This is a genomic window from Kitasatospora sp. NPDC057015 (assembly GCF_042673745.1).
In the GTDB taxonomy this organism is placed as follows: Bacteria; Actinomycetota; Actinomycetes; order Streptomycetales; family Streptomycetaceae; genus Kitasatospora.
On sequence record NZ_JBHUSG010000020.1, the window covers coordinates 111525 to 138428 of the forward strand.

Annotated in this window: 23 protein-coding genes and 1 riboswitch; of the genes, 13 read left to right on the top strand and 10 right to left on the bottom strand. The window is 72.5% G+C overall.

Translation table 11 applies throughout. The features are described 5' to 3' along the window. Positions 1-27: 27 nt before the first annotated feature. Positions 28-1152, top strand: coding sequence for an aldose epimerase family protein (locus ACFTWP_RS20500; RefSeq protein WP_380266023.1), 1125 nt, complete (start codon positions 28-30; stop codon positions 1150-1152). A gap of 55 nt (positions 1153-1207) precedes the next feature. On the opposite strand, the gene ACFTWP_RS20505 is transcribed toward ACFTWP_RS20500, so the two are convergent. Then, positions 1208-1744: a GNAT family N-acetyltransferase gene (locus ACFTWP_RS20505; protein ID WP_380266024.1), complete on the bottom strand. Its 537-nt coding sequence runs from the start codon at positions 1742-1744 to the stop codon at positions 1208-1210. Between the two features lie 51 nt (positions 1745-1795). Here ACFTWP_RS20505 and ACFTWP_RS20510 point away from each other — a divergent pair, with 51 nt between their 5' ends. Next, positions 1796-2557 (top strand): helix-turn-helix transcriptional regulator, encoded by a 762-nt coding sequence (locus tag ACFTWP_RS20510; protein ID WP_380266025.1) that lies wholly within the window; start codon positions 1796-1798, stop codon positions 2555-2557. A gap of 102 nt (positions 2558-2659) precedes the next feature. Here ACFTWP_RS20510 and ACFTWP_RS20515 read toward each other — a convergent pair whose 3' ends face one another. Continuing rightward, on the bottom strand, positions 2660-3868 hold the full coding sequence (locus tag ACFTWP_RS20515) for a globin domain-containing protein (protein WP_380266026.1): 1209 nt from the start codon (positions 3866-3868) through the stop codon (positions 2660-2662). A gap of 492 nt (positions 3869-4360) precedes the next feature. Between ACFTWP_RS20515 and ACFTWP_RS20520 the strand changes: the two genes are divergently transcribed. The 5 genes from ACFTWP_RS20520 (at position 4361) to ACFTWP_RS20540 (ending at position 10590) form a co-directional block, all read left to right on the top strand. After that, positions 4361-5638: an extracellular solute-binding protein gene (locus tag ACFTWP_RS20520; protein ID WP_380266027.1), complete on the top strand. Its 1278-nt coding sequence runs from the start codon at positions 4361-4363 to the stop codon at positions 5636-5638. Positions 5639-5733: 95 nt separating this feature from the next. Continuing rightward, positions 5734-6735: a carbohydrate ABC transporter permease gene (locus ACFTWP_RS20525; RefSeq protein ID WP_380266028.1), complete on the top strand. Its 1002-nt coding sequence runs from the start codon at positions 5734-5736 to the stop codon at positions 6733-6735. Between the two features lie 73 nt (positions 6736-6808). Further along, positions 6809-7720, top strand: a complete 912-nt coding sequence (locus ACFTWP_RS20530; protein WP_380266029.1) for a sugar ABC transporter permease — start codon at positions 6809-6811, stop codon at positions 7718-7720. Positions 7721-7814: 94 nt separating this feature from the next. Next, positions 7815-9536: a glycoside hydrolase family 13 protein gene (locus ACFTWP_RS20535; protein WP_380266030.1), complete on the top strand. Its 1722-nt coding sequence runs from the start codon at positions 7815-7817 to the stop codon at positions 9534-9536. A gap of 25 nt (positions 9537-9561) precedes the next feature. Continuing rightward, positions 9562-10590 (top strand): LacI family DNA-binding transcriptional regulator, encoded by a 1029-nt coding sequence (locus ACFTWP_RS20540; RefSeq protein ID WP_380266031.1) that lies wholly within the window; start codon positions 9562-9564, stop codon positions 10588-10590. Between the two features lie 106 nt (positions 10591-10696). Here ACFTWP_RS20540 and ACFTWP_RS20545 read toward each other — a convergent pair whose 3' ends face one another. From ACFTWP_RS20545 to ACFTWP_RS20555, 3 genes are all read right to left on the bottom strand, one after another. Next, positions 10697-10897, bottom strand: a complete 201-nt coding sequence (locus ACFTWP_RS20545) for a hypothetical protein (protein WP_380266032.1) — start codon at positions 10895-10897, stop codon at positions 10697-10699. Between the two features lie 434 nt (positions 10898-11331). Beyond that, on the bottom strand, positions 11332-12582 hold the full coding sequence (locus ACFTWP_RS20550; RefSeq protein WP_380266033.1) for a transglycosylase family protein: 1251 nt from the start codon (positions 12580-12582) through the stop codon (positions 11332-11334). A gap of 5 nt (positions 12583-12587) precedes the next feature. Then, positions 12588-12785, bottom strand: a riboswitch (cyclic di-AMP (ydaO/yuaA leader). 1172 nt (positions 12786-13957) lie between these two features. Beyond that, positions 13958-14851 (bottom strand): sirohydrochlorin chelatase, encoded by an 894-nt coding sequence (locus ACFTWP_RS20555; RefSeq protein WP_380266034.1) that lies wholly within the window; start codon positions 14849-14851, stop codon positions 13958-13960. A gap of 517 nt (positions 14852-15368) precedes the next feature. Between ACFTWP_RS20555 and ACFTWP_RS20560 the strand changes: the two genes are divergently transcribed. After that, positions 15369-15605: a DUF397 domain-containing protein gene (locus tag ACFTWP_RS20560; protein ID WP_380266035.1), complete on the top strand. Its 237-nt coding sequence runs from the start codon at positions 15369-15371 to the stop codon at positions 15603-15605. 353 nt (positions 15606-15958) lie between these two features. Here ACFTWP_RS20560 and ACFTWP_RS20565 read toward each other — a convergent pair whose 3' ends face one another. Continuing rightward, a complete protein-coding gene (locus tag ACFTWP_RS20565) occupies positions 15959-16498 on the bottom strand; it encodes an ATP-binding protein (RefSeq protein WP_380266036.1) in 540 nt (179 codons plus the stop codon). A gap of 418 nt (positions 16499-16916) precedes the next feature. On the opposite strand from ACFTWP_RS20565, the gene ACFTWP_RS20570 reads away from it, so the two are divergent. Beyond that, positions 16917-17783 (top strand): helix-turn-helix domain-containing protein, encoded by an 867-nt coding sequence (locus tag ACFTWP_RS20570; protein WP_380266037.1) that lies wholly within the window; start codon positions 16917-16919, stop codon positions 17781-17783. Positions 17784-17920: 137 nt separating this feature from the next. Here the strand turns inward: ACFTWP_RS20570 and ACFTWP_RS20575 are convergent, their stop codons facing one another. Next, on the bottom strand, positions 17921-18559 hold the full coding sequence (locus ACFTWP_RS20575) for a TetR/AcrR family transcriptional regulator (RefSeq protein ID WP_380266038.1): 639 nt from the start codon (positions 18557-18559) through the stop codon (positions 17921-17923). Positions 18560-18759: 200 nt separating this feature from the next. After that, entirely contained in the window at positions 18760-20301 is a 1542-nt protein-coding gene (locus tag ACFTWP_RS20580) for an MFS transporter (RefSeq protein ID WP_380266039.1), read from the bottom strand. A gap of 87 nt (positions 20302-20388) precedes the next feature. Between ACFTWP_RS20580 and ACFTWP_RS20585 the strand changes: the two genes are divergently transcribed. Then, complete coding sequence (locus ACFTWP_RS20585; protein ID WP_380266040.1) at positions 20389-20838, top strand: MarR family winged helix-turn-helix transcriptional regulator; 450 nt, start codon at positions 20389-20391, stop codon at positions 20836-20838. 90 nt (positions 20839-20928) lie between these two features. Here the strand turns inward: ACFTWP_RS20585 and ACFTWP_RS20590 are convergent, their stop codons facing one another. Together ACFTWP_RS20590 and ACFTWP_RS20595 are read right to left on the bottom strand one after the other, a co-directional pair. After that, entirely contained in the window at positions 20929-21885 is a 957-nt protein-coding gene (locus ACFTWP_RS20590) for a M56 family metallopeptidase (RefSeq protein WP_380266042.1), read from the bottom strand. A 209-nt stretch (positions 21886-22094) separates the two neighbouring features. Next, positions 22095-22667: a DUF5134 domain-containing protein gene (locus ACFTWP_RS20595; RefSeq protein ID WP_380266043.1), complete on the bottom strand. Its 573-nt coding sequence runs from the start codon at positions 22665-22667 to the stop codon at positions 22095-22097. A gap of 674 nt (positions 22668-23341) precedes the next feature. Here ACFTWP_RS20595 and ACFTWP_RS20600 point away from each other — a divergent pair. Genes ACFTWP_RS20600 through ACFTWP_RS20610 form a run of 3 tightly spaced genes read left to right on the top strand, consistent with a single transcriptional unit; the run spans position 23342 to position 26558 of the window. Further along, positions 23342-24742, top strand: a complete 1401-nt coding sequence (locus tag ACFTWP_RS20600; protein WP_380266044.1) for a DUF6421 family protein — start codon at positions 23342-23344, stop codon at positions 24740-24742. Continuing rightward, entirely contained in the window at positions 24739-25482 is a 744-nt protein-coding gene (locus ACFTWP_RS20605) for an SDR family NAD(P)-dependent oxidoreductase (protein ID WP_380266045.1), read from the top strand. Before ACFTWP_RS20600 ends, ACFTWP_RS20605 begins: the two co-directional genes overlap by 4 nt. Next, entirely contained in the window at positions 25479-26558 is a 1080-nt protein-coding gene (locus ACFTWP_RS20610; protein WP_380266055.1) for a threonine aldolase family protein, read from the top strand. Before ACFTWP_RS20605 ends, ACFTWP_RS20610 begins: the two co-directional genes overlap by 4 nt. The last annotated feature ends 346 nt before the right edge of the window (positions 26559-26904 follow it).

The following is a 26904-nucleotide window of genomic DNA, read 5'->3' on the forward strand; positions in this document are numbered from 1 at the left end:
GCCTCGGCGACCACTGAGGAGCAGGTCATGGCGACGCAGCGGGCTGGTGTGCAGGGCACCGACGGGGGCGGCGGCGAGACGCGGGCCGGCCGGTCGGGGACGACGGTGCGGCGCGCTCCCTTCGAGCCGGGCGGCGCCGGCGCCGCGATCGAACGCTGGACCCTGACGGCCGGCCCGTACGAGGCGAGCGTGCTGTCGCTCGGCGCCACCCTGCACACCCTGCGGGCCCCGGACCGTACCGGCGCGATCGCCCAACTGCTGCTCAGCAGCGAGGATCTGCAGCAGGTCCTCGGCCCGGCCCGGCACTACGGCGCCACCGTCGGCCGCTACGCGAACCGGATCGCCGACAGCCGCATCGCCCTCGACGGCGTGGAGCACCCGCTGATGCCCACCGGCAGGGGAGTGACCCTGCACGGCGGTCCGGACGGCTTCGCCAACCGGATGTGGCAGGCCGAGGAGATCCCGGACGGGGTCCGGCTGCGCCTGCACAGCCCGGACGGCGACCAGGGGTTCCCCGGCGGGCTCGACGTCCAGGTCGACTACATCCTGTCGGCGGCAGGGGAGTTGACCATCGCCTACCACGCCACCACCAGCCACCCCACGGTCGTCAACCTCACCAACCACGCGTACTTCAACCTGTCCGGCGAGGGCAGCGGCGACATCCTCGGCCACCTGCTCACCGTCGACGCCGACGCCTACACCCCGGTGGACGAGCGGCAGATCCCGTACGGGCCGTACGAGCCGGTGAGCGGCACGCCGTTCGACTTCACCGTGGCCCGGCCGGTCGGCAAGGCCATCCACGACCCGCACCCGCAGCTGACCGCCCCGGGCGGCTACGACCACAACTGGGTGCTGCGGGAGCGCCCGGCGGACGGCAGCCCGGCGCGCGCGGCCCTGCTGGAGGACCCGGTCTCCGGACGCACCCTGGAGGTCCTGACCACCGAGCCGGGCCTGCAGGTCTACACCGCCAACAGCTTCGCGGGCGCGGTGACCGGTGCGGCCGGCGTGCCCTACGGCCCGTACGCGGGCATCGCCCTGGAGACCCAGCACCACCCGGACTCGCCGCACCACCCCGAGTACCCCAGCACCGAGCTGCGGCCCGGCGGGGAGTTCCGCTCGACCACCGTGCTGCGGCTGGGCGTCGCGCCCTGAGCGGCGCCGTGCACCGATCCGCGTCGCGCGGCGACCGGGTGCCCGACCGGCCGGTTCAGGCACCCGCCGGGTCCGGCCCGGCGGGGCCCGAGCGCCGCAGCTCCCGGCGCATGCAGAGCCGCGGCCAGCGGTCCAGACCGTGGGCGGCCTCCTGCCGGCGGATCTCCCGCAGGCCCGGGGTGAGCTCGGCTCCGGTCAGCGGGCGGAACCCGCAGCGCTCGTAGTAGGGGGCGTTCCACGCCACCTCGGCGAAGGTGGTCAGGGTGAGCGCGGGGGCGTCGGTGTGCGCCGCGAGGTGGTCGATCAACGCGCGGCCGAGGCCCCGGCGGGCGTGCTCCGGGTGTACGGACACCTGCTCGATGTGGACGGCGCCGTCGACCGGCTCGGCGAGCAGATAGGCCACCGGCCGGTCGGCGGCGTCGACCACCACCAGGGCGGTGCCCTCGTCCAGGTAGCGGGCGAGGGCCGCCACCGGCAGCGGCTCGTCCTCGGCGATCTCGGGCATCCCGATCGCCCGGAAGCACTCGCAGGCCGCCCACTCGATCTGTCGCAGCAGCGGCAGCTCGTCCCTCGTCACGGATCTGATGCGCATCGGCCCAGTCTCCCCGGCCGGCCGGCGGGGCGGCCACCGTAATATGGCGGTATGGACAGCAGCGATCCCGGGGTGCACAAGGCGCTGTCCGCGCCGGCCCGGCGGGCCCTGCTGGCGACCCTGACCGAGGCGGCCGGCCCGCTCGGCGCCGAGCAGCTCGCCGGGGCACTGGACCTGCACGTCACCACCGTCCGGCACCATCTCACCGCCCTGGTCGAGGCCGGGCTGGTCGAGGTGCGCCCGGAGCCGGCCGCCGGCCGGGGCCGCCCCCGACTGCGGTACGCGGCGGCCCCCGCCCGCGAGCAGCTGACGGCCTACCGCACGCTGGTGGAGGTGCTCTCGCTCGGCTACGGCGCGGACGCCGCCGAACGCTCGGCCCGGGCGGAGCGGGCCGGTCGGGCCTGGGGCGCCGGCGAGGCCGACCGGCGGCCCCCCGGGGAGCCGGCGTCCGACCGGCCGTCCGCCGAGCAGTCCCTCTCCGAGCCGTCCCTCTCCGAGCAGCCGCACCCCGACGGGTCGCCGGCGGACCGGCCGTGGACGGACCGGGCGCTGGCGGAACGGGTGCTGGCGGAGGCCGAGGGCTGGGGATTCGGCCCGGAGTTGGCGGCCGACGGCGCCGGGGTGCTGCTGCACCAGTGCCCCTTCCAGCAGAACGCCGAGAGCCATCCCGAGGTGGTCTGCGCGGTGCACCAGGGCCTGCTGGACGCGATCGCCGAACGGGCGGGCCGCCCGGGCGCGATCGCCCTGCGCCCGTTCTCCGCCCCCGGGGTCTGCTCCATCCGGATCGTCCCGCCCCCGCCGGCGGGGACCTGACACCCGACCGCCCCCGCGTGACGCGTCCGACGGCCGCCGGCCCGGCGGGCACCCACCGCTGTGCGCGGTCCGTGCCCGCCGGGCCGGCGGCCGTACGGTACGTCAGTTGCCCGCGAGCCAGAGGTCGGGGCCGAAGACCTCGTAGTGCACGGCCCGGGCGGGCACCGCGCGGCGGAGGAGTTCGGCCCGGGCGGCGCGCATGAAGGGCAGCGGGCCGCAGAGGTAGGCCTGCACGCCCTCCGGCAGGTCGACGGCCGCGAGGTCCACCAGGCCGGGCGCGCCGCGCCCGTCGCCGTCCTCCTCGTACCAGCGGTGCATCACCGCGCCCGGCAGCGCGGCGACCAGGTCGGCGAGTTCCTCGGCGTGCGCGTGGTCGGCGGGGGAGCGGTCACCGTGCACGACGGTCACCCGGCGGGTGGAGCCGGTCCGCACGAGGTGCTCCAGGATGCCGGCCATGGGGGTGCAGCCGATGCCGGCGGAGGCCAGCAGCAGCGGGGCCTCGTCGTCGGTGCCGGGCGCCGGGTCGGGCAGGGTGAGGTCGCCGAAGGGCAGCGAGACCGTCAGCGGGTCGCCGGCCCGGACGTGCTCGTGCAGCCAGCCGGACACCTCGCCGTCCGGGCCGGCGCCGCCGTGCACGCGCTTCACGGTGATCCGCCAGGTGTCGGCCGCGGGTGCGGCGGACAGGCTGTACTGGCGGATCTGCCGGGCGCCGTCGGCGAGCCGGACGGCCACGCTCACGTACTGCCCGGGGCGGAAGGCGCGGGTGGGGCCGCCGTCGGCGGGCCGCAGGGTGAGGGAGATCGCGTCGCGGCTCTCCTGGCGCCGCTCGACGACGGTCATCCGCTGCCAGACCTCGCCCGGGTCGACGCCCGCCTCCTGGTAGTGCTTGGCCTCCAGGGCGATGAGCTCGCCGGCCATCAGCCAGTAGACCTCGTCCCAGCCGGCGGCGACCTCGGGGGTGACCGCCTCGCCGAGCACCTGGACGATGGCGCCGAACAGGTAGCTGTGGACGATCTTGTACTGGTCGGCGGTGACGCCCAGCGAGGCGTGCTTGTGCGAGATCCGGGCCAGCATGGCCCCGGTCCGCTCCTCGGGGTGCTCGACCAGCATGGTCGCGTAGGCCGCGATCGCCCCGGCCAGGGCGCTGCGCTGCGCGCCGCTGCCCTGGTTGCCCCGGTTGAACAGGTCGCGTTCCAGTTCGGGGTGGTCGGCGAACATCGTGTCGTAGAAGAGCGGGGTGATCTCACCGATGGCCCCGCCGACGGCGGGCAGGGTCGCGCGGACGATCTCGGTGGACTCGGGGGAGAGCACGGGGGTTCCTCCAGGCCGATGAACGGCGGACGGCGGACGGCGGACGGGCTCGCGGGCATGCCGGTGGCCGGCCGCGGGCGAGCCCAGGGCGTGCGTACTGCTCCCTCAATATAAATGATGAGCATCCTTTTAAATGCATGGCAGGCCCATGTCAGGCGCCCTCCCGCAAGGGCGCTCTGAAAGCTTGCAGGGGGCGGCCGGCCCGTGGGGTCGAGGATCGGGCGGGCGCTGGGCATGTCAGGGCCCTGGGAGAATCAGGGCAAAGTCGGTCGATCCCGTCGCCGTTGGACTACCGCACGGCTACGTCGAGGACACACGGACGTAACGATCCCAGGATCTTGCAGAAACTTGCTGCAAGACCTTTCCGCAGCGATTGCATCGCTGTTACGTTCCTCCCCAAGCCCGACGGCCGCAACGGCGCAGTCGGCACGGGACAGCCATTATGCGCGGTCCTCCACCATCTCGGGCACCCCCACCTTTCTAGGAGTTCTCATGCGGCGTGGCATCGCGGCCTCTGCCCTTGTTGCGGCCCTCGCGGTCTCGATGGCTGCTTGCAGCAGCGGCGGCTCCAGCTCTGACACCAAGGCCGACGGACCGGTCACCATCACCTACTGGGACACGTCGAACGCCACCAACGAGGCGCCGAACTACCAGGAGCTCGCCAAGAAGTTCGAGGCCGCCAACCCGAACATCAAGGTCGACTTCGTCAGCGTCCCGTTCGACCAGGCGCAGAACAAGCTGCAGACCGCCATGGGGGCCAAGGGCGCGCCGGACGTCTTCCGCTCCGAGGTCGGCTGGACCGCCGCCTTCGCCAAGGCCGGTTACCTGGAGGCGCTGGACGGCACCCCCGCCGCCGCCGATGCCAACGCCTTCCAGCCGAGCCTGGTCCAGCAGGCCAAGTACCAGGGCAAGCTCTACGGCGTGCCGCTGGTGACCGACACCCTCGGCCTGCTCTACAACAAGGACCTCTTCACCAAGGCCGGCATCACCGCCGCCCCGAAGACCTGGGACGAGCTCAAGACCGACGCCGCCGCGCTGAAGGACAAGGCCGGCGTGGACGGCTTCTGGATGCGCGCCGGTGACGGCTACTACGCGATGCCGCTGCTGTTCGGCGAGGGCACCGACACCGTCGACGCCGCCGGCAAGAAGATCACCATCACCTCGCCGGAGGCCGCCAAGGCCGTCGAGACCTACAAGACCCTCTTCACCGCGCCCGGCACCGCCAAGGCCGACGTCACCAGCGACTCCTACGCCCACATGATGGACGCCTTCAACAGCGGCAAGGTCGCGGCGATCATCCAGGGCCCGTGGGAGATCACCAACATCTACAAGGGCACCGCGTTCGCCGACAAGGCCAACCTCGGCATCGCCCCCGTCCCGGCCGGCTCGTCCGGCAAGGCCGGTGCCCCGACCGGTGGCCACAACGTCTCGGTCTACGCCGGCGCCGACGCCGCCCACAAGGCCGCCGCCGAGAAGTTCGCCGCGTTCATGACCTCGGCCGAGAGCCAGGCCTTCATCGCGCAGAAGAACTCCACGCTGCCGACCCGCGCCGACGCCTTCACCCCCGAGGTCAAGGCCAACCCGGGCATCGCCGGCTTCCAGGCGGTGCTGGCCAGTGCCAAGCCGCGTCCCGAGCTGGCCGAGTACAGCTCGCTGTTCGCCTCGCTGGGCACCAACCTCGGCAAGGTCGTCCAGGGCACCAGCACCCAGGAGGGCCTGAGCACCATCGCCACCGACTACGCGAAGCTCCTCCCGGAGTTCGCCAAGTAGTGACCCCCGGCCGTGGGGAGCAGGGCCCCACGGCCACCCTCGTACGAACAGCAGTCGCCGAGCGGGCTGCGGATCTCTCGAAAAGGTGTCAACAAATGGCAGTCGCCGTGCAGGGTGCACCCAGCAAGGGCAGCCGTGACCGCGAACCGCGTCCCGGCCTCGTGGAGCGTTTCAAGCGCTCGTACAGCAAGCACTGGTACGCCTACGTGATGATCGCGCCGGTCGTCCTGGTGCTCGGCGTGCTCGTGCTCTACCCGCTGATCGAGGGCGTCTGGCTCACCCTCACCGACGCCACCAGCCTCAACTCGGCCCGCCAGATCGGCGTCAACAAGGTCCCCGCGACCTACGACTTCATCGGCCTGCACAACTACGCCGACATCCTCTGGGGCCCGGGCTCGTACGACCGTTTCTGGTCGCACTTCGTCTGGACCATCGCCTGGACCGTCCTCTGCGTCTGCCTGCACTACTCGCTGGGCCTGGGACTCGCCCTGCTGCTCAACCAGAAGCTGCGCGGCCGCGGCGCCTACCGGCTGCTGCTGATCCTGCCCTGGGCCGTGCCGACCTTCGTGACCGTCTTCTCCTGGCGGCTGATGCTCTCCGACGGCGGCGCCGTCAACACCGTGCTCGGCGCGCTGCACCTGCCCGAGCCCGGCTGGCTGGACGACCCGCTGGGCCAGAAGGCCGCCGCGATCCTGGTCAACACCTGGGTCGGCGTCCCGTTCATGATGATCTCCCTGCTCGGCGGCCTGCAGTCGATCCCCGCGGAGCTGTACGAGGCCGCCGAGATGGACGGCGCCACCGCCTGGCAGCGGTTCCGCCACGTCACCCTGCCGGGGCTGCGCACGGTGTCCAGCACCGTCGTGCTGCTCGGTGTGATCTGGACCTTCAACCAGTTCGCGGTGATCTTCCTGCTCTTCGGCAACGGCGCTCCGGACGCCCAGCTGCTGGTCACCTGGGCCTACCGGCTCGGCTTCGGGCAGCAGCCCCGGGACTACGCGCAGTCGGCCGCGTACGGCGTGATCCTGCTGTCCATCCTGATCGTCTTCACCTCCTTCTACCGGCGCTGGCTGGCCCGCAACGAGCAGGCGAACGGCTGACGGCGACCTCGTCGACCAGGCGTCCGTCCGACGCCTCTCCGTGACCACGACGGCCAAGAAGGCAGGTAACCCGATGAGCACCACCACCGACCGACCCACCATCACCGTCCCGGGACCGGGCATCCCGAAGGCCGGGCCCGCGAAGACCCGCCGGCGCGGCGAGCTGAGCCCGCTGGGCAAGACGCTGTCGCACGGCGCGCTGATCCTGGCGAGCCTGATCGCCCTGTTCCCGGTCCTCTGGATCGTCTTCATCTCGCTCGGCCCGGACAAGACCGACTACCTGCACCCCGGCGCGATCCTCGACAAGATGACCACGTCGAACTACTCCACGGTGCTGTTCGACACCGACTTCTTCACCTGGTTCGGCAACGCGGCGCTGGTCTCCGGCGTCACCACCGTGGTGGGCGTGCTGATCGCCGCGACCACCGGCTACGCCGTCTCCCGGATGCGCTTCCCCGGCCACCGACCGCTGATGTGGTCGCTGCTGGTCACCCAGATGTTCCCGATCGCGGTGCTGATCGTGCCGATGTACACGATCCTCTCCACCCTCGGCCTGCTGGACAGCTACCTCGGCCTGATCCTGGTCTACTCGACCACCACCGTGCCGTACTGCGCCTGGCTGCTGAAGGGCTACTTCGACACCATCCCGGTGGAGATCGACGAAGCCGGCCGGGTGGACGGACTGAGCCCCTTCGGCACCTTCTGGCGGCTCGTCCTGCCGCTCGCCCGGCCGGGCCTGGCGGTGGCCGCGTTCTACTCCTTCCTCACCGCCTGGGCCGAGGTCGCCTTCGCCTCCACCTTCATGCTCAGCTCCGACAAGTACACGCTGGCCGTCGGCCTGCAGACCTTCGTCAGCGAGCACGACGCCCAGTGGAACCTGATGGCCGCGACCGCGGTGCTGATCGCGATCCCGTCCTCGCTCCTGTTCTACCTGGTGCAGCGTCACCTCGTGACCGGCCTGACCGCCGGCGCCTCGAAGTCCTGAGAACACCCCACCTCGTCACACCGCCTGTTGCAGCGCACCGGCCGCCTCACCCCGGCGGCCGGTTCGACACCTAGTCCCCAAGGGATGACTGTCCATGACCCAGAACCTGGCCGACACCTCCCGGCCCGCCGCCGCCGTCCCCGCTGCCGCGACCGTGGCCGCCGACAACGCCGGCCGGTCCAGAGGCTGGTGGCGGGAAGCGGTCATCTATCAGGTGTACCCGCGCAGTTTCGCCGACTCCAACGGTGACGGCATGGGCGACCTCCCGGGCATCCGCAGCCGGCTGCCCTACCTGAAGGACCTGGGCGTGGACGCCGTCTGGCTGTCCCCCTTCTACGCCTCCCCGCAGGCCGACGCCGGCTACGACGTCGCCGACTACCGCGCGGTGGACCCGATGTTCGGCACCCTGCTGGACGCCGACGGCCTGATCCGCGACGCCCACGGGCTCGGCCTGCGGATCATCGTGGACCTGGTGCCCAACCACTCCTCGGACGCCCACGAGTGGTTCCAGCGCGCCCTGCGCGAGGGCCCCGGCTCGGCGCTGCGCGAGCGCTACCACTTCCGTCCCGGCAAGGGCGAGAACGGCGAACTCCCGCCGAACGACTGGGAGTCCATCTTCGGCGGCCCGGCCTGGACCCGCACCGTGAACCCCGACGGCACCCCCGGCGACTGGTACCTGCACCTGTTCGCCCCGGAGCAGCCCGACTTCAACTGGGAGAACGAGGCCGTCGCCGACGAGTTCCGCTCCATCCTGCGGTTCTGGCTGGACATGGGTGTCGACGGGTTCCGGATCGACGTCGCGCACGGCATGGTCAAGGCCGCCGGCCTGCCCGACCTCGGCTCGCACGACCAGCTCAAGCTGCTCGGCAACGACGTCATGCCGTTCTTCGACCAGGACGGCGTGCACGACATCTACCGGGTCTGGCGCAAGATCCTGGACGAGTACCCGGGCGAGCGGATCGGCGTTGCCGAGGCCTGGACCCCGACCGTCCAGCGCACCGCCAACTACGTGCGCCCCGACGAACTGCACCAGGCCTTCAACTTCCAGTACCTGGGCACCCACTGGGACGCCGCCGCGCTGCGCGAGGTCATCGACGTCTCGCTGGACGCGATGCGCCCGGTCGACGCCCCCGCCACCTGGGTGCTCTCCAACCACGACGTCACCCGGCACGCCACCCGCTTCGCCAACCCGCCCGGCGGCACCCAGATCCGCACCGCCGGCGACCGGGAGCTCGGCCTGCGCCGCGCCCGCGCCGCCAGCCTGCTGATGCTCGCCCTGCCCGGCTCCGCCTACCTGTACCAGGGCGAGGAGCTCGGCCTGCCGGACGTCACCGATCTGCCGGACGAGGTCCGCCAGGACCCGTCCTTCTTCCGCCAGGCCGGCCAGGACGGCTTCCGCGACGGCTGCCGGGTCCCGATCCCGTGGTCGGGCACCGAGGCCCCGTACGGCTTCGGTCCCGAGGCCGGCGGCCCCAGCTGGCTGCCGCAGCCGGCCGAGTGGGCCGGGCTGTCGGTCGAGGCGCAGACCGGCGACCCGACCTCCACCCTGGAGCTCTACCGCAGCGCCCTCGCCGTCCGCCGGGAGCACCCCGCGCTCGGCGCCGGCACCGAGGTGACCTGGCTGGACGCGCCCGAGGGCGTGGTGGCCTTCCGGCGCGACAGCGCGCTCGGAACCTTCGTCTGCACCGCGAACACGGGCCCCGAACCGGTCCGGATGGCGGCCCCCGGCCGTATCCTGCTCTCCTCGACCGAGGCTGTCGTGCTGGACGGAGAGGTCGTTCTGGCGGCGGACAGCACCATGTGGTGGGCGGTGTGACGTGGTTGCAATAGGCTCTGGGATCGTGACTACGGCGCGACTCTCGGACATCGCGGCGCAGGCGGGGGTCAGCGAAGCGACCGTCAGCCGCGTCCTCAACGGCAAGGCGGGCGTTTCCGCCACCACACGGCAGACCGTGCTGGCCGCGCTCGACGTGCTCGGCTACGAGCGGCCGACCCGGCTGCGCCAGCGCAGCGCGGGGCTGATCGGACTGATCACCCCCGAGCTCAGCAACCCCATCTTCCCCGCGCTCGCCCAGGTCATCGAGCAGGTGCTCAGCCGCCACGGGTTCACCCCGGTGCTCTGCACCCAGACCCCGGGCGGGTCCACCGAGGACGAACTGGTGGAGATGCTGGTCGAGCGCGGTGTCGCCGGCATCGTCTTCGTCTCCGGCCTGCACGCGGACTCCACGGCGGACCACGACCGGTACGCCAAGCTCACCGGCCGGCAGGTGCCGTTCGTGCTGATCAACGGCTACAGCGAGAAGATCGCCGCGCCGTTCATCTCACCGGACGACCGGGCCGCGATGTGGATGGCGGTCCAGCACCTGGTGGAGCTCGGCCACGAGCGGATCGGCCTGGCCGTCGGCCAGCGCCGCTTCGTCCCGGTGCTGCGCAAGATCGAGGGGTTCACCGCGGCCATAACGGACCTGCTCGGGATCAGCCGTGAGGAGGCCGAGGGGCTCGTCCACCACACGCTGTTCAGCGTGGAGGGCGGTCACGCGGCGGCCGGCGCGCTGCTCGACAAGGGCTGCACCGCGATCGTCTGCGGCAGCGACATGATGGCGCTCGGCGCGATCCGGGCCGTGCGCCAGCGCGGCCTGGCCGTGCCGCAGGACATCTCGGTGGTCGGCTTCGACGACTCGCCGCTGATCGCCTTCACCGAGCCGCCGCTGACCACCATCCGTCAGCCGGTCGAGGCGATGGCCACCGCGGCCGTCGACGCCCTGCTGGAGGAGGTCGGCGGGAACGCCGCCCAGCGCGGCGAGTTCATGTTCCAGCCGGAGCTGGTGATGCGCGGCTCCACCGGCGCGCGGGCCAACCGCGGGGACTGAGCACCGAGCCCTGGCACCGCAGTGGGCCCCCGGAGCGTCATCGACGCTCCGGGGGCCCAGTGCTGTCCGGGCCGGCTGCGGCCCGGACACCGGCCCTTCGGGTGGCTCAGCCCTCCTGGACGGGCGGCCGGTGCTGGGTGACCCGCTGCCCGTCGGCCGCGTCGCCGGTCCTGGCCTCGGTGCGGTGGCCCCGCGCCAGGTAGTCGCGGACGATCAGCTCCACCGCGTCCTGCGGGCTCCTGGTGCCGGACAGCAGCATCACCTCGATCGCGAGATCCGAATCGAGCGATACGGTGATCTTGGCCATGTGCGGCTCCTCGTGCGGCTGCGGCTCGGGTACGGAGGGCCAGCATGCCCGCCACGAGGGGGGTTTGGCCATCACCGCCGGAGCTGCCCGTTGCCGTCCGCCGATGTCCTCCCCGGCTCGTTGCCGTCCGCTGTCGTCCTGCGCGGCCCGTGTCGTCGCGGTCCCCGGGCCGGTGAGGACGTCCCGCCGGCACCCCCCGAGGGCTTGGCCCTGCCTCCGTCCGGTACCGGTGTCCACTGCCGGTGTCCGGTCCCCGTGTCCGGGCATGCCGACGCCCCGGGAGAGCGACCAGACTCTCCCGGGGCGGCGGCGTTCGTGCGGCGGCGTCAGGCGCCGCTCACCACCGTGGGATCACACCCGTCCATCTCGGCTCGAACGGGGCCTGGACGGGCGGGATCCCACGGATGGGCACGGCATGGGGGTGGGGCGACGGATCAGATCCGGCCGGCGAAGTCCGGCGCCCAGTTGGCGATGGTCTCGGTGCGGACACCGGCGCTCGGGTTGGCGGCCTCGACGTAGCTGCCGTTGCCGGTGTAGATCGCGACGTGGTAGACGCCCGAGTCGCTGCCGTTGTTGGACCAGAACAGCAGGTCGCCCGGCTGCAGGTTGTCCAGCGAGACGTGGGTGCTGGCGGCGGCCTGGTCGGCGGCCACGCGCGGGATGGAGATCCCGGCCGCGCGGAAGGCCGCCTGGGTCAGGCCCGAGCAGTCCCAGCCACCGTTGCCGGTGCCGCCGTAGATGTACGCCTGGCCCACCTTCGACTGCGCGAAGGAGACCGCGGCGGCCATGCTGCCGGAGGCGGCGGGGGCCTGGGCGGACGCGGCCGGGGCCGCCGGGGCGGTGGTCTCGGCGGCGGCCGGCTTGGCCGAGGTGGTCTTCGTGGTGGAGGCCGAGTCGGACTTGTTGAACCAGTCGAACTTCTTGGCCGAGTCCGAGCTGTCGGAGGCCTTGGTGGCGCTCTCGCCGCCCAGGGCGAGGTGCTGGCCCGGGTAGATGGAGTCGGGGCCCTCGGTCAGGACGGACTTGTTGAGCTCGTACAGCCGCTCCCAGCCACCCTGGACGTGGTTCTTGTCGGCGATGGCGGACAGCCAGTCGCCGGCGATCACGGTGTAGGTGCGGCGGTCGTCCTTGGACCACTGGCCCGACCAGGACTTGTTGCCGGACCAGGAGTCGGAGGAGCCCTTGGAGCTGTCGCTCTTGGCGGGCGCCTGCGCGGCCGGGGCGGGGGTCTGGGCGGCGGGGGCGGTGGTCGCCGGGGCGGCGGGCTTGGCCGCGGCCGGGGCGCCGGTGTCCACGGCGGCCGGGGTGCCGCCCTTGGTCAGGCCGGCCTGGATCGAGCAGACCGGCCAGGCGCCGGGGCCCTGCACCGCGAGGACCTTCTCGGCGGTGGCGATCTGCTGGTCCTTGGTGGCGAGGTCGGCGCGCGAGGCGAACGCCGTGCCGCCGAACTCGGCCCAGGTGCTGTTGGTGAACTGGAGGCCGCCGTAGAAGCCGTTGCCGGTGTTGATGCTCCAGTTGCCGCCGCTCTCGCACTGGGCGACCTTGTCCCAGGTGGCCACGGAGGCGGCGCTGGCGACACCGGCGGTGAGGCAGGGGATGGTGAGACCGACGCCTGCCACGCCAACGGCGGCGATCACGCGGCGGGCGGTGCGGCTGGACAGACGGGTGCCGTTGGTGGGCAGCATGAAGATGTTCCTCTCCCACGCCTGCGAGGTGAGCTGTCGGATTCGGGCTGGAGTTGCCCGGCCGTGCGGAGCACGGCTTCACCCCTAGCCCCTGAACCGGTGCGGGACCGGTCCGGGGCGACTTACCTGGGTCCCCCGCGCCTGCCGTGGTGCGTAATCGCGCTGCCAGCGCATCCGACGGCAGGCCTCGGCGTTGCGGATGAACTGGGTCCGTGTGACCACGAACGGGGAGCACGTTAAGCAGACTTAAACTCAAACCGCAAACATGTGTGACGCTCGTCACTGGACCCTCGGATCCCTTGTGCCCCATGGGTCGTCTTGATCAAAACAAGTCGGAATCGGGCAAGTCCCTTGCCCGTGGAGCGTTCTGCCTGTCCTTCAGGGAGCCGGTCGAGGGGCTCCGCCGACTCGTCGGCGGGCACGGAACCACGGCCGCCGGGAGTCCGCAACCGGAGGGCGGGATGCCGGTCGCCGGGCCCGAAGTCCCCTCGGTGCAATCTGGTACAACGCGACAGTCCGGCTTAATCGGGCATTTGCTGACAGTTCGGCACGCGCTACCGCAGAGCGCCGCTCGATCGACCCTCCGAGGGGTGCGACGGTGACGGCGGATGCAGATTCTTCGTGTCGGACAAGCTCTATCAAAACGGGCAAACCATCTCGAAGGCTGCCAAGTCGCCGGAGCTGAGCCGCGATCACGACCGCGAGGGAGTGCGGACGGTCGCTGCCCTCGACGGCCGCCGCCGTGTCGACCACTGCCGTGTCGACCACTGCCGCCGTCCGGCCGTCCGACCCGGCTCGGCCCCCGCCGGTCCGTCCGGGCCGGTCCGGCGTGCCGGGTTCGTGCCGGGTGCGCGGCGGCGACCGCCGCGCACCGTCCACCGCCGTGCACCGTCCACCGTCCACCGCCGCGGACCGTGGGCCGGCCCGGTGGCGCAGCAGCCCCTCATCCGTCGCGGGCATCGGGTGACCGGCCGCCGGGCGGCCTCCTGACTGGCCGTGGTCCCCTCCGTCCGCCGGTCGATCAGCGGAGCCGACGTCAGCTGTGCACGGTCGCAGGCGACCGGGTGTGGGTATCCCGGTGCCGGGAGGCGGTGCCGCAGGTGTGGCGCCGTCAACTCCCGCCCCGCGGCGCCGCCGGTCGCGGGCTCCGTCCGCACCGTGCTCGGCCTCTCCGGGGCGGCGTCGGCGGGGTCGGCGACATCGGGGGAGCGGTGCGGGGCTACGGCCGACCCGGCCTCCGGGCGCGGCCGGGGCCGTGAGGGTCGCTCGACGGCCGGCGGGGCGGTGGCCGGCCCGGGTACGCCGCACCCGGTACGCCTCAGGGGCCCCGGACGAGTCCGGGGCCCCTGAGGCGTGGTCGGTGTGCGAGCGGCCGTTACTCCGAGGCCTGCTCGTGCTCCGGCTCGTGCTCGCGCGCCTGCTCCAGCTCGGCCAGCGCCACCTCGAGGGCGGAGAGGTAGGTGGAGGCGACCAGCTGGCCGACCGTCGGGTAGGCGCCGAGCGGGGCCGCGCTGGGGCAGCCGGTCTCCTCGGCGGCGGTGGCGAGCAGCTCCGGGTCGGCCTCCGGGCCGATCACCAGCGGCGCCAGCGCGGGGCGCTGGGAGCCGGTGGAGCGCAGGTGCTCGACGGCCGCGGCCACCGAGCCGGGCACGTCGAGGGCGGCGGAGACCACGGGCACGGCGAGCCGGGCGGCGAGCAGCACGCCGGTGATGCCGGCGGCCGCGGCGGCCTCCTCGCCGCCGACGGTGGTGAGCACCACGCCGTCGGCCGCGGTGGCGATGGCGAACAGCCGGGCGCGGTCGGCGCGGGCCAGGCCGGCCTCGGAGAGGCGGACGTGGACGGCCTCGGCCAGCAGCGGGTGCGGGCCGAGCACGTCGGTGACGGCGGCGCCGCTTCCGGCGGCCAGCTCGTGCAGGTCGGTGAGGAAGCCGTGCGGGCCGGTCAGCAGCGGGACGACCACGGGCGCGGGCCGGCCGGCGGTGAGGGCCTGTGCGATCAGCTCGGCGACGGTGGGGCCGGAGTCCTCGTCCGAGCCGCCGGCGAGGTAGGCGGCGGCGGCCTCGACGCCGGACTGCTCGCTGCGGACGATCGAGAGGAGTTCGTCGACGACGGGCCGGGACTCGGGGCCCGCGGTGGCGGGCACGGCGAGCACGAGGGCCGGGGAACCGGCCGGGATCTCGGGGCGCTCGGGTCGACGATGGCGCCCCCGCGCACGGGAGCCTGGAGTGCGGACGGGCAGTGGCGCGCCCGGGATGGCTGCGGTGCTCATGGCGGAGATCGTAGGACATCTACAGGGAAGAGTCGCAGTCGGCTGCCGATATCGACGAGTGAGCATGCCGTCATTTCGGGCATAGGGCGACATACCCGTCGGGAAGGTGGCCCTCCGGGTCGGATCCCGAGGGGGTGACCCGTGGGGCTCCCGGTGATCGAGTGACATGTATCACATCAGGTCGACCGACTGACTGTGGGTCACGAATGTGCGACTCCCGGCAGTCGAAGATCAACATTGCGCGGGGGGTCGCCTACGGGCGGTGAGCGATCGGCTGGCGACTCGGGTGGTTTGTCCCCTTGCGTACCGTCGACCCATCTCGTGTGCACACGGTTGCATCACACTCGGTGGCATCTCGTGCACCTGCAATGTCCCGTGCTGATGCACGTGCACTGGAGCTATCATCACGTCAAGTGAGGCGTGTGCCGGGCCGGCAGGGGGGCCGGGCCAGTGGATCGCGGCCGAGCACGCCGCGCGCCGAACTGGACGACTACTCCGGTCTCTTCGGGAGATTTCTATGCACCACACGTACAACGGCATGGCGGCTGCGGACCTGGAGGGAGCGGTCTGGCAGAAGAGCCGTCACAGCAATTCCCAGGGCAACTGCGTCGAGTTCGCCGCACTGCCCGGCGGTGATGTCGCCATGCGCAACTCCCGTTTCCCGGAAGGCCCGGCACTGATCTACACGCGGGCCGAGATAGCGGCGTTGCTGCTCGGCGCCAAGGACGGGGAGTTCGACCACCTGGCGCTGTGACGCCCGGCGCCGTGATGTTCGGGGCCGTGGGACCCGGCGTTCTGGCGCCGGTTCACCGTCGCCGTGGTCCAGGGGGCCGTCGTGGGTGCTGACACCACGACGGCCATTGTCGTACCGGGACGCCGCGGGGTCCGCCCCCCGCGTCCCGCGGGACCGGTCGGTGTCCGCCGTCCGGCGGGTGCCCGGTCCGGGGCGGCTCGCGCCGCTCCCCGCCGGCCGGTGTCCGGCGGGCCGGAGGTGGTGATCTCCGGCGTGCTGCCGCGGCCGGCCTTCGAGCCGTCGGCCCCTCCTATTACCGCTCGCCCCGTACCGCCCGGGCCGACCGGAGCCGTCGCCGCCGTCCCGTCGCACCGTCAGGCCGAGCGCCGGTGTCGTCCGACGACCTCCTGGGCGGCCGCGGGATCCTCGGCCTCGAAGAGCGCCCAGACCACCTTGCCGGCGCCGGCCAGGGGGTGCCAGCCCCAGGAGCGGCTGAAGGAGTCCACCAGGTGCAGGCCCCGGCCGGATTCGGCGACGAAGTCCGCCTCCCGGGCGACCGGCCCGGTACTACTGGGGTCGCTGACCGCGCACACGACCTGCGGGGCGCGGTGGACCAGGCTTATCCGGATCGGCAGTCGTCCGTCCATGGACTGCTGCGGACCGGCCTGGGTGGGGATCGCGGTGAGGTCGGCTGCCAGGTGGCCCGGATCGGGCCGGGCGCCGACGGCGTGCCGCAGTGCATTGGTCACGAGCTCGGAGGCGACCAGTGCGACATCGTCGAAGAGGTCACCGAGTCCCCAGCGGTGGAGCGTCGTTCTTGCGAAGTCGCGCGCGGTTCTGACGGCTTCGTAGCGGGGAGCGAGCGTACAGGTGACCACGTGGGGGTCGACCGCCAAGGCCGTACCGGTGCCCATGAAGAGCTCCTCCCATAAGGGGGCCGACACGGCTGGACCCGCCGGGGTCATGCCGGTCACCTCCGACTCGCTCGGCCGTTGGGTTGCCACCTCGTACGGCCCTTGCGCGCACACAAGTGCCCGGTCGCGCCGCAGCGCTGCCGGGCTGGTGTGCGGAGTAGCGCGTGGGGTCGACGCGGTGCCCGCGGGAATGCCAGGGATGTGCAGGTGCACGTGCACCATGGTCCTCTGCGCTCACTGCAGATGCAAGAGTCGATTCACGTGCAGTCGCACTATTGGCATATGCATGCGCCGGATGCACGTGCATCCTGGTGCTGGAGGTGCGGAACTGATAGATACATCCGTCAGTACCGGCACCGAGAGCGCTCAACTGATGGCAGACTGTGCGCTGTTTGCCCAAGGTGGAGGTTTGGACCGCATGACCACAGTTCAGCCGGGCGGCGGCTCGATGGTTCGCCGGATCCTCCTCGGCTCCCAGCTCCGCCGGCTCCGCGAAGGCCGAGGCATCACCCGAGAGGACGCCGGGTACGCCATCCGCGCGTCCGAATCCAAGATCAGTCGAATGGAGCTCGGCCGGGTCAGCTTCAAGGAGCGTGACGTCGCCGACCTCCTCAGCCTGTACGGGGTCAACGACGGCGCCGAGCGCGAAGCCCTGCTCGGCCTGGTCCGCGAGGCCAACAAGTCCGGCTGGTGGCACAGCTACAACGACGTGCTGCCCGGCTGGTTCCAGACCTACGTCGGTCTGGAGGAGGCGGCCACCCTGATCCGCACCTACGAGGTGCAGTTCATCCCCGGGCTGCTGCAGTCCGAGGAGTACGCCCGCGCCGTCTTCGGCCAGAGCCGCCCGGTGATCAGCGAGGACGAGCTGGAGCGCCGGGTCAGCCTCCGACTGCGCCGTCAGAAGCTGCTCACCGACGGCAACAGCCCGCGCCTGTGGGCGGTCATCGACGAGGCCGCGCTGCGCCGCCCGGTCGGCGGCCCCAAGGTGATGCGCGGTCAGCTCCAGTACCTGATCGACATCGCCGAGCAGCCGAACGTGGTCATCCAGGTGATGCCCTTCCGCTTCGGGGCGCACGCCGGCGAGAGCGGCGCGTTCTCGATCCTGCGCTTCCCCGAGCAGGACCTGGCCGACGTCGTCTACCTGGAGCAGCTGACCAGCGCGCTCTACCTCGACAAGCGCGACGACGTCGACGCCTACATCCAGGTCATGGAACGGCTCTGCGTGGACAGCCTCACGCCGGAGCGCACCATCGACCTGCTCACCTCGATCCTGGCCGAGCGCTGACGGACCGGCCGCCGGGCCGTTCGCCCCACGGCCCCCTGGCGGGTTCCTGACAGCCCGGGCGGGCTCCCCGCGCCGGGTGGGCCCGCCGCGCCCGCGTCAGGGCGCCCGACGGCCCGCACCGGCCCTCCTGGAGTCCCTCAGGCCCGGGCCGGCGGCCTCGTGCGCTCCGGCGGCTGCGGCTGCGGTGGACAGCCCATCGCCCAGGGCAGGCCGTACCGGCCGAAGAGGTCGGCCCGGATCGGTGCCAGCGGCAGCTCCGCGCCCGGCAGCAGCACCCCGATGCAGCCGCCCATCAGGGCGCTGCGCAGCACCGCGTGCTCGGCGGGCGGATCCGGGGCGCCCCAGTCGCGCAGCAGCTCCTGCAGGATCGCCCCGAACCGCTGCTGCTCCGGGTCCTTGACGAAGGCCCCGACGTCCGGGTCGAGGATCAGGGCCAGGTGCGAGCGCATCACCCGGGGGTGTTCCATCGCCAGCCCCAGTACCGCGTCTATCGCGCGCGCCAGCCGCTCCTCCGGGCCCGCGGCGGGATCCAGTTCGGCCAGGGCGGAGGAGAGTTCGAGGTGCATCAGCCGGTGCGTGGCCGACTGCATCAGCAGCCGCTTGCCGTCGAAGTAGTACGACAGCAGACCCCGGGCGAGCCCGGCCCGCTCGGCTATGTCGGTGAGCGTGGTGCCGGCGTATCCGCGCTGGTCGACGAGCTCGACGGTGGCCCGCATGATGCGGCGACGGGAGCGCTGGCGCATTTCCTCGTTGACCGAATCCCCGCGAGGTGCCATCGTGTCTGCTCCGTACGTTCGTTGGCTCCCGGCCAATATACTGGCCGGGCAACGCGCCGAGGCCGCCGCACTCTGGGCTCCAGAGGTACGGCGGGCCGGCTCCGTACGGAGGCGCCGGCTCCACCAACACGGGGGTTTGGTGGAGCCGGCGCCGTCCTTCAGACCCGTTCCGGGTCGTCGTCGCAAGAGCGATGCGCGGATCAGCGCTCGGCCAGTACCTCGGAGCCGGCCTGGGTGGCCTGCTGCGCCGAGGGGTAATCATAGTCGGGCACCGGCAGCGGAATTGACCTCCTCCGCCGCTCGATCACGGCGCCCGCCGTCGCCACCGCGAGGCCCAGCACGGCGACGCCGGTGACCAGCCACAGGGCGGGCCGGTAGCCGTCCAGCTGGGCCCGGGCGCTCTCGCCGCCACCACTGCCCGCGGTGATCACCGCGGTCGCCACGGCCAGCACGATCGCGCTGCCGACCTGGATGGCACTGTTGACCAGTCCGGAGGCGAGGCCCTGCTCGTCGTCGGTCACGCCGTCGGTGGCCGCGATGTTCACCGAGGGGAAGGCCAGCGCGAAGCCGATGCCCAGCAGGATCATGCTCGGCAGCACCAGCGTGACGTACCCGCTGTGCTCGTCCAGCCGCAGGAAGCCGGCGTAGCCGAGGGCGAGCGAGAGCATCCCGACGGGCAGCAGCCTGCCGGTGCCGAAGCGGTCGACGATCGCGCCCATCCTGGTCGCCGAGAGGGCGACCAGCGCGCCGGCCGGCAGCAGGCCGAGGGCCATCTGCAGGGCCGACCAGCCCAGCAGCCGCTGGAGGTAGAGCGTGACGATGAACTGGAACCCGGCGTACGAGCCCATCAGGGTGAGGGCGACCAGGTTGGCCCGGGCCACCCCGCCGTTGCGGAAGATGCCGAGCCGCACCAGCGGGTGCGCGGTGCGCAGCTCGATCAGCAGGAAGGCCGCGGTCAGCACCACGACGGCGGCCAGCGAGCCGAGGGTGCGCAGGCTCAGCCAGCCGGCGCCCTGGGCCTCGGTGACGGTGAAGACGAGCAGCAGGACGGAGAGCGTGCCGGTGATCGCGCCGGCCACGTCGTAGCCGCCGCCGCGCTCGTCGCGGGCCTGGCGGGGGAGCAGCCGGACGGCGAAGGCGAGGGCGAGCAGGGCCACCGGGACGGGCATCAGGAAGGTCCAGCGCCAGCCGGCCGAGGTGAGCAGGCCGCTGAGCACCAGGCCGAGCGAGAAGCCGCTGGCGCCGCAGGTGGTGTAGATGGACAGCGCCCGGTTGCGGGCCGGGCCCTCCGGGAACGTGGTGGTGATGATCGAGAGCCCGGCGGGGGCGGTGAACGCGGCGCTGACGCCCTTGAGGAAGCGGGCGGCGATGAGCAGCCCGCCGTCGTCGACCAGGCCGCCGAGCAGCGAGGCGGCCGCGAAGACGCCCAGGGCGACCAGGAAGACCCGGCGCCGCCCGAGCAGGTCGGCCGCCCGCCCGCCGAGCAGCAGCAGCCCGCCGTAGCCGAGGACGTAGCCGCTGACGACCCATTGCAGGGCGGAGGTGGACAGGTGCAGGTCGGTGCCGATGGAGGGCAGGGCCACGCCGACCATCGAGACGTCGAGGGCGTCGAGGAACATCGCGGCGCAGAGGACGACGAGGGTGCCCCAGAGGCGGGGTGTCCAGTGTTGACCCGGGTCCGACGGGAGGTCAGACGGCTTGCTGAGGTCGGCGGTTGAGCCGGAGCGGCTTGGAGCGGTCATGGGGAGGACACTACATGCACGTGCAATCAATGCAAGTAAATATAGTGTGAACGCATTAAGTTCCCGGGCATGTGCTAGCCTGGCCAGGTGTCCCAACTCGACCCGGCCGACGAGGCCGAACTGGTGGCCGGCTGGCGCGACCTGTTGGCCCGCCACGCCGCGACCGCCTGCGCCCTCGACCGCGAGCTGGGGGAGCGGCACGCCCTCGGGATGAGCGAGTTCGAGGTGCTGGAGCGACTCGCCGAGGGCGAGCGCGCCCAGCAGGGGATGCTCCGCGTCCAGGAGCTCGCCTGCACCGTCCACCTCAGCCAGAGCGCGCTGTCCCGCCTGATCGGCCGCCTGGAGAAGGCCGGGCTGGTCACCCGGGCGATGTGCGAGCTCGACCGCCGGGGCATCTACGTGACGCTGACCGACGCCGGCCGCCTCCGCTACGACCAGGCCCGCCCGCTGCACCGCGAGGTGCTGGCCCGCGTCCTGGGCCCGGGCCCCGCGCCGGCCTCCGCGAGCGCGGGCGGATCGGCCGCCGCTCCGGCGTAGCCGCCGCCACGCGCGACCGGCGCGCCGGTCGCCACCGTCCTTCCTTCCCCCGCGCCCGCGGCCCGCCCCTTGCGCGGGGGCGCCACGGGCTCAGAGCAGCGCGGCGATCCCCGGCGCGGCGGCCAGCAGCACGGCCGCCACCGGCGCGGCCAGCGCCGCGACCGTCAGCCGCAGGCGGTGCGAGACGGGCAGCCGCGGATGGTCGGACAGCAGCCGGTCCACCCGCTTCGGGGACTGCGCGAGACCGGGCGGGCAGGAGCCGAACACCCCGCGCCCCAGGTTGAGTTCGGCCAGCGCCAGGGCCGTGGTCGTCCGCCCGTGCCGCCGCGCGGCCCGGTCGTCGGCGGCCAGTTCCACCAGCTCGCCGACCTGGTCGCGGAACGCGCTGAACACCCCGACACCGGGGAACCCGGTGGCCAGCGCCTGCGCGCACTGCGAGAGCCAGTGGTGCCGCGCCCGGACGTGCCCGCGCTCATGGCTCAGTACGGCGGCGAGCTCCCGGTCGGTGAGCTGCTGGATGGCGCCGGTGGTGACCACCAGCCGGGCACCGTGGCCGGGCAGCGACCAGGCCTCGGGCTTCAGGTTCTCCAGCACCACCAGCCGCTCGCGGCGCCGCCGGCGGCCTCGCACACCGCCCATCGAGGCCGGCAACTCCGGCGCCCGGTGGGCCAGTTCCGCGTGCCGGTGATCGCGCAGCGCCCGCGCGGAGCGCACTTCACGGGTGAGTGCGAAGAGCGTCTGGAGCCCGCCCGCGGCAAGCAGCGCCGCGCAGAGCCGGCCCCACCCCTCGGCGCCCTGCAGGCCGTACGCGGCCTCCACGCCGTGCGGCGCGGCGGAGAACAGCAGGACCCGCAGCCCCGGCAGTGCGGCGGAGGTGGCCAGCAGCAGGGCGAGCAGACAGCAGAGCAGGACGGCGACCACCAGGCACTGCCACACCAACAACCCCAGCACGGGCTCCCGTTCGACCCACCGTGCCCGGGCCAGCAGGCGCGGGGCGACGGTCGACAGCAGCAGTCCGAGCAACAAGAGGCCGAGCAGGGCCGTCATGGCAGGGGCTCCCCCAGTACGCACGGAACGCGACAATGCGCTCCCCGTCAACCTATGCGCTCAGCAGTCTCCGCGGAACGACTTCCGGCCAGTGGTGACCAAGGACACCCGGCCCGGCGGGGGAGGCGGCCCGCTCGAACCGGCCACCCCCGGGCAGCCGCCCCCGGGGCCGCCGCGGAGCCCGCGGCGGCGGGCCGCCCGGGCCCGCGTCAGAGCGTCAGCAGCATCGCGAACATGCCGATTCCCATCGTCAGCCGGCACGCCTGCGGAAGCCCGGCGGTGCCGCTGCGCAGCACCCCGGACGGCGTGGCCAGCAGCCGGCTGCCCGCCCAGAGGGTGTAGGCGCCGAAGTACAGCAGCAGGCCGCCGGTGAGCGGGGGCAGGCCCGCGCCGCCGGCCGCGTGATGGGCGTGGGCGCCGGCGGCGCCGGCCATCGCGAGCGCCATGTACGTCATCGCCAGCGCGCCGATCGCGTGGTGCAGCCGGTGGGCCCGGCGGGCCGGCGGGCCCGGGGCGAGGGCGGCGACGAGGAAGCCCGCGGCGGGCAGGCCGAACAGCCAGGCCCACAGCGCGGGCGGGACCAGGCCGCCGGTGACCGCCATCGCCGCCATGCCCAGGCCCATCAGGGCCTCGGCGGCGTTCGATTCGTGGCCGAACAGGCCGGGCCGGTCGGCCGCACCCGGCTGCTCGCAGGACGGGTCGCGCAGCCGGCTCAGGCAGTAGGTGCCCGCGGCGGCCGTGAGTGCTGCCAGCAGCCAGCTGACGAGGGCTGGTCCGTGCATCGGTGCCCCTCTCGACCGGCGCGTCCGGGCGTACCGTCCACGATCAGTGGTCGGGGGGCGCGCTCAGCAGGGCGCGTGGAGGGCGCACGGAGGTGACGTGGGCCGTTCTGCTCCGAACCCCAGCCCCAGCGGACAGGTTTGGCACCGGGAAGGGCCCTGCGGCCCTCCCGGCGCAGGCGTGCGGCAGCCGCGGCCCATCCGCCTCGCGCGCCCGCGCGGCACCGACCGCGCCAGGCCTTCGGCAACCCCGCCTCCGGCACCGGCGCCGGGCGGCCCGCGGCGGCGCCGGCCCGGGGCACGGCCGATGCCGTTCCCGTCGCCCGGGCTCCCCGGTGGCGCCGCCGGAACGCAGGCGGCAAGGTCGGCGTACGGCCCCTCTCACGCGTGGCGTACGGCAGCGTCACCGCGCCACCCCGAGCGGGCCCCGGCGACCGCCACGAGCCGCCGCCACCCACCCGGCCCGAGGACGCCGGGTCGGTCGGCCCGTCGGACGGTGGCCGGACCGACGGCCACCGCGGCCCGGAACGTCCGTACACGGCCCAGTCCCGCCCGCCCCCGTCGCGGCTCCCCACGGCGCCGGTGGCCGACCTCACCCTCCGACCCCCCTTGAACAGGAGAACCTCCTGTATCTATGGTGTATCCGTCGAAATAACTCCTGTCGAAGTGAGTCAGAGATGCAGAATCTTTCGCCGAGGCTCGCTGTGGCGGCCGACGCCTCCGAGCAGACCAACGCCGGCCACCCGGCCTGGCTGAGACTGAAGGAGGCCGTCGAGGCGCTGCGCCCGCTGCAGTCCAAGGACGGCTCCATCGACCTGGCCGCCGTCCAGCGGCACACCGTCGACCCGCTGCTCGAAACCGTGCTGGCCGCGGTCGCGGAGCTCGCGCCGTTCTTCCCGCACGACGCCGCGTACCTCACCGCGGTGGGTGCGGACCTGCGCAAGTGGGCGGAGACCGGCTACCGCGAGCCCGACTTCCTGGACTCCCTGATGGCCTTCCAGCCCGCCGCCCAGCGTGAGGACGGACTGGAGCACCTGGTCGTCTTCCCGATGTACACCCAGAACGGCAACCCGGACCGCAACCTGGAAGCCGTCCTGCTGCGCGTCGTGTGGCCCGACTGGCTGGCCGAGCTGGAGCGCACCCGCTTCGACAACCCGATGTTCGTACCGATCACCTTCACGGACTTCACGGCCGGCTACGACACCAACTCCGCCGTGCTCTTCCCCGAGACCGTGGCCGTGCGCAAGGCGCCGGAACGTTTCACCTGGGGCGGCATCTTCTGCGACCGCGAGGCGGCCCGCTTCCGCGCCGTCACCGAGCGCGCCGTCGACCTGCTCGGCCTGGAGATCCCCGCCGACGCGGCCAGCCTGCTGCAGGACCAGGACCGCGCCCAGCAGACCTTCGTCCTGTGGGACCTCGTCCACGACCGCACCCACAGCCACGGCGACCTGCCGTTCGACCCCTTCATGATCAAGCAGCGCAGCCCGTTCTGGATGTACGGCCTCGAAGAGCTCCGCTGTGACCTGACCGCCTTCAAGGAGGCCGTCCGACTGGAGGCCGAGGGCTACGCCCAGGGCCGCGACGTCCAGTACGCGATCCTCTTCGACCGGATGTTCCGCTTCCCCGTCAGCGGTGACCGGGTGCGCAACTACGACGGCCTCGGCGGCCAGCTCCTCTTCGCCTACCTGCACAAGCACGACGCGCTGCGCTGGCGCGACAACCGCCTCAGCATCGACTGGGACCGCGTCGCCGACGTGACCAACGCGCTCTGCGGCGAGATCGAGACCCTCTACCGCGACGGGATCGACCGCCCCAAGACCGCCCACTGGATCGCCGCCTACCAGCTGGTCTCCCGCTACCTCACCCCGCACCCCGCCTCCACCTGGGCGAAGGGTCCCGACGCGCTGCCGCTCGACGTCACCGACGGCAAGGCGCTCAACAAGGCCCTGTGCGACGCCGTGCTGCCCGACGAGTTCCCGCTGAGCATGTTCTTCGAGGCGCTCTCCAAGAAGCTCAGCGGCGTCATCGCCGCCACCACCGGCATCACCGGCGCGGGCATCCAGGGGGTCGCCGCATGAGCGCCCTCAGTGGAAAGGTGATCGCCGTCGCCGGGGCCAGCGGCCCCGCCGGCCAGGCTGTGCTGCGCCGGCTCGCCGCCGACGGTGCGACCGTGATCGGCGCCGACATCGACCCCCGGCGTCTCGAAGCGGCGCTCGACACCGTCCGCACCGCCGTACCCGGCGCGAAGATCAGCGGCCAGGTCATCGACCTGCTCGACCCGCAGGAGGTCCACGACTGGGCCGACCACCTGGAGGCCGAGCACGGCCACGTCGACGGCGTCTTCCACCTGGTCGGCGGCTGGCGCGGCAGCAAGACCTTCTTCGAGACCCGCATCGACGACTGGGACTTCCTGCACGACACCGTGGTGCGCACCCTCCAGCACACCTCGCTGGCCTTCCAGCCCGCGCTGCTGCGCAGCGAGTCCGGCCGGTACGCGATCGTCTCGGCGTCGTCCGCCCACAAGCCGACCGCGGGCGGGGCCGCCTACGCCGCCGCCAAGGCGGCGAGCGAGGCCTGGACCCTGGCGATGGCCGACTCCTTCAAGAAGGAGACGACCTCCGGGGACGGCGTGCCGACCGCGGCGGCTGCCATCCTGGTGATCAAGGCCCTGGTCTCGCCCGAGATGCGGGCCGAGAAGCCGGAGGCCAAGTTCGCCGGCTTCACCGACACCGCCGACCTCGCCGACACCCTGGCGGGCCTCTGGGACCGCCCGGCAGCAGAACTGAACGGACAGCACCTGTGGCTGACAGCCCGATGACCCCCTCCGCCCCGGCGACCGACGCGGTGCGCCACCACGACCCCGCCGTGCGGGGCTTCGCCAGCGACAACTACGCCGGCGTGCACCCGGAGGTCCTGGCCGCGATAGCGCTCGCCAACGACGGCCACCAGGTCGCCTACGGCGAGGACGACTACACCGCCCACCTGCAGGAGGTCTTCCGCAAGCACTTCGGCGACCGGGCCGAGGCCTACCCCGTCTTCAACGGGACCGGCGCCAACGTGGTCGCCCTCCAGGCGCTGCTGCCGCGCTGGGGCGCTGTGATCGCCGCGCAGAGCGCGCACATCAACGTGGACGAGTGCGGAGCGCCCGAGAAGATCGCCGGGATCAAGCTGCTCACCGTCCCCACCCCGGACGGCAAGCTCACCCCCGAGCTGATCGACCAGCAGGCCTGGGGCTGGGGCGACGAGCACCGGGCCCAGCCGCTCGCCGTCTCCATCACGCAGAGCACCGAGCTCGGCACGCTCTACACGGCGGACGAGATCAAGGCGATCTGCGACCACGCCCACCAGCACGGCATGCTCGTGCACGTGGACGGCTCGCGGCTGGCCAACGCGGCGGCCTCGCTCGGCCTGCCGCTGCGCGCCTTCACCACCGACGCCGGTGTGGACGTGCTGTCCTTCGGCGGCACCAAGAACGGCCTGCTGATGGGTGAGGTCGTGGTGGTCCTCAACCCGGACCGGGTCCGCGACATCAAGTTCCTGCGCAAGATGTCGATGCAGCTCGCCTCGAAGATGCGCTTCGTCTCCGTGCAGTTCGAGGCCCTGCTCGCCGGCGACCTCTGGCTGCGCAACGCGAGCCACGCCAACGCCATGGCCCGCCGCCTCGAAGAGGCCGTCCGCGGGATCGACGGCGTCACCGTGGTCCGCCCCGTCCAGGCCAACGCCGTGTTCGCGCTGCTGCCGCGCGAGGTCAGTGAACGGCTGCAGAAGCAGTACCGCTTCTACTTCTGGGACGAGCACACCGGCGAGGTGCGCTGGATGGCCGCTTTTGACACGACCGAGGCGGACATCGACGCTTTCGCGGCGGCGATCGCCGAGGAGATGGCCCGCGTCTGACCGTCCCCGTGCGTCGGATCGTCCCGTCCCGGAGCCCCGGGACGGGACGATTTGCTTGTGGCGCCCGGCCTCCGTACAGTTCTCCGGGTTGCCCCGGTGGCAGCACGCTTCACCCGCAGGGATTCGGATTCAGGTTCGGATTCGCGGGGAAAGCAGCCCGAGAAGCTCTGATAGAGTTCGGGAGCGCCGAAAGGCCCCAGGGAATTGGATGAACGAAACTCCGGTAAACGGAGCGGAGAACGTCTGATAAACTGGAAACACGAAAGAACGAAGCGCCCGGAGAGTTCACGAGAGTGGCTCGAAGGAAGTGTCCGTTCCTTGAGAACTCAACAGCGTGCCAAAAGTC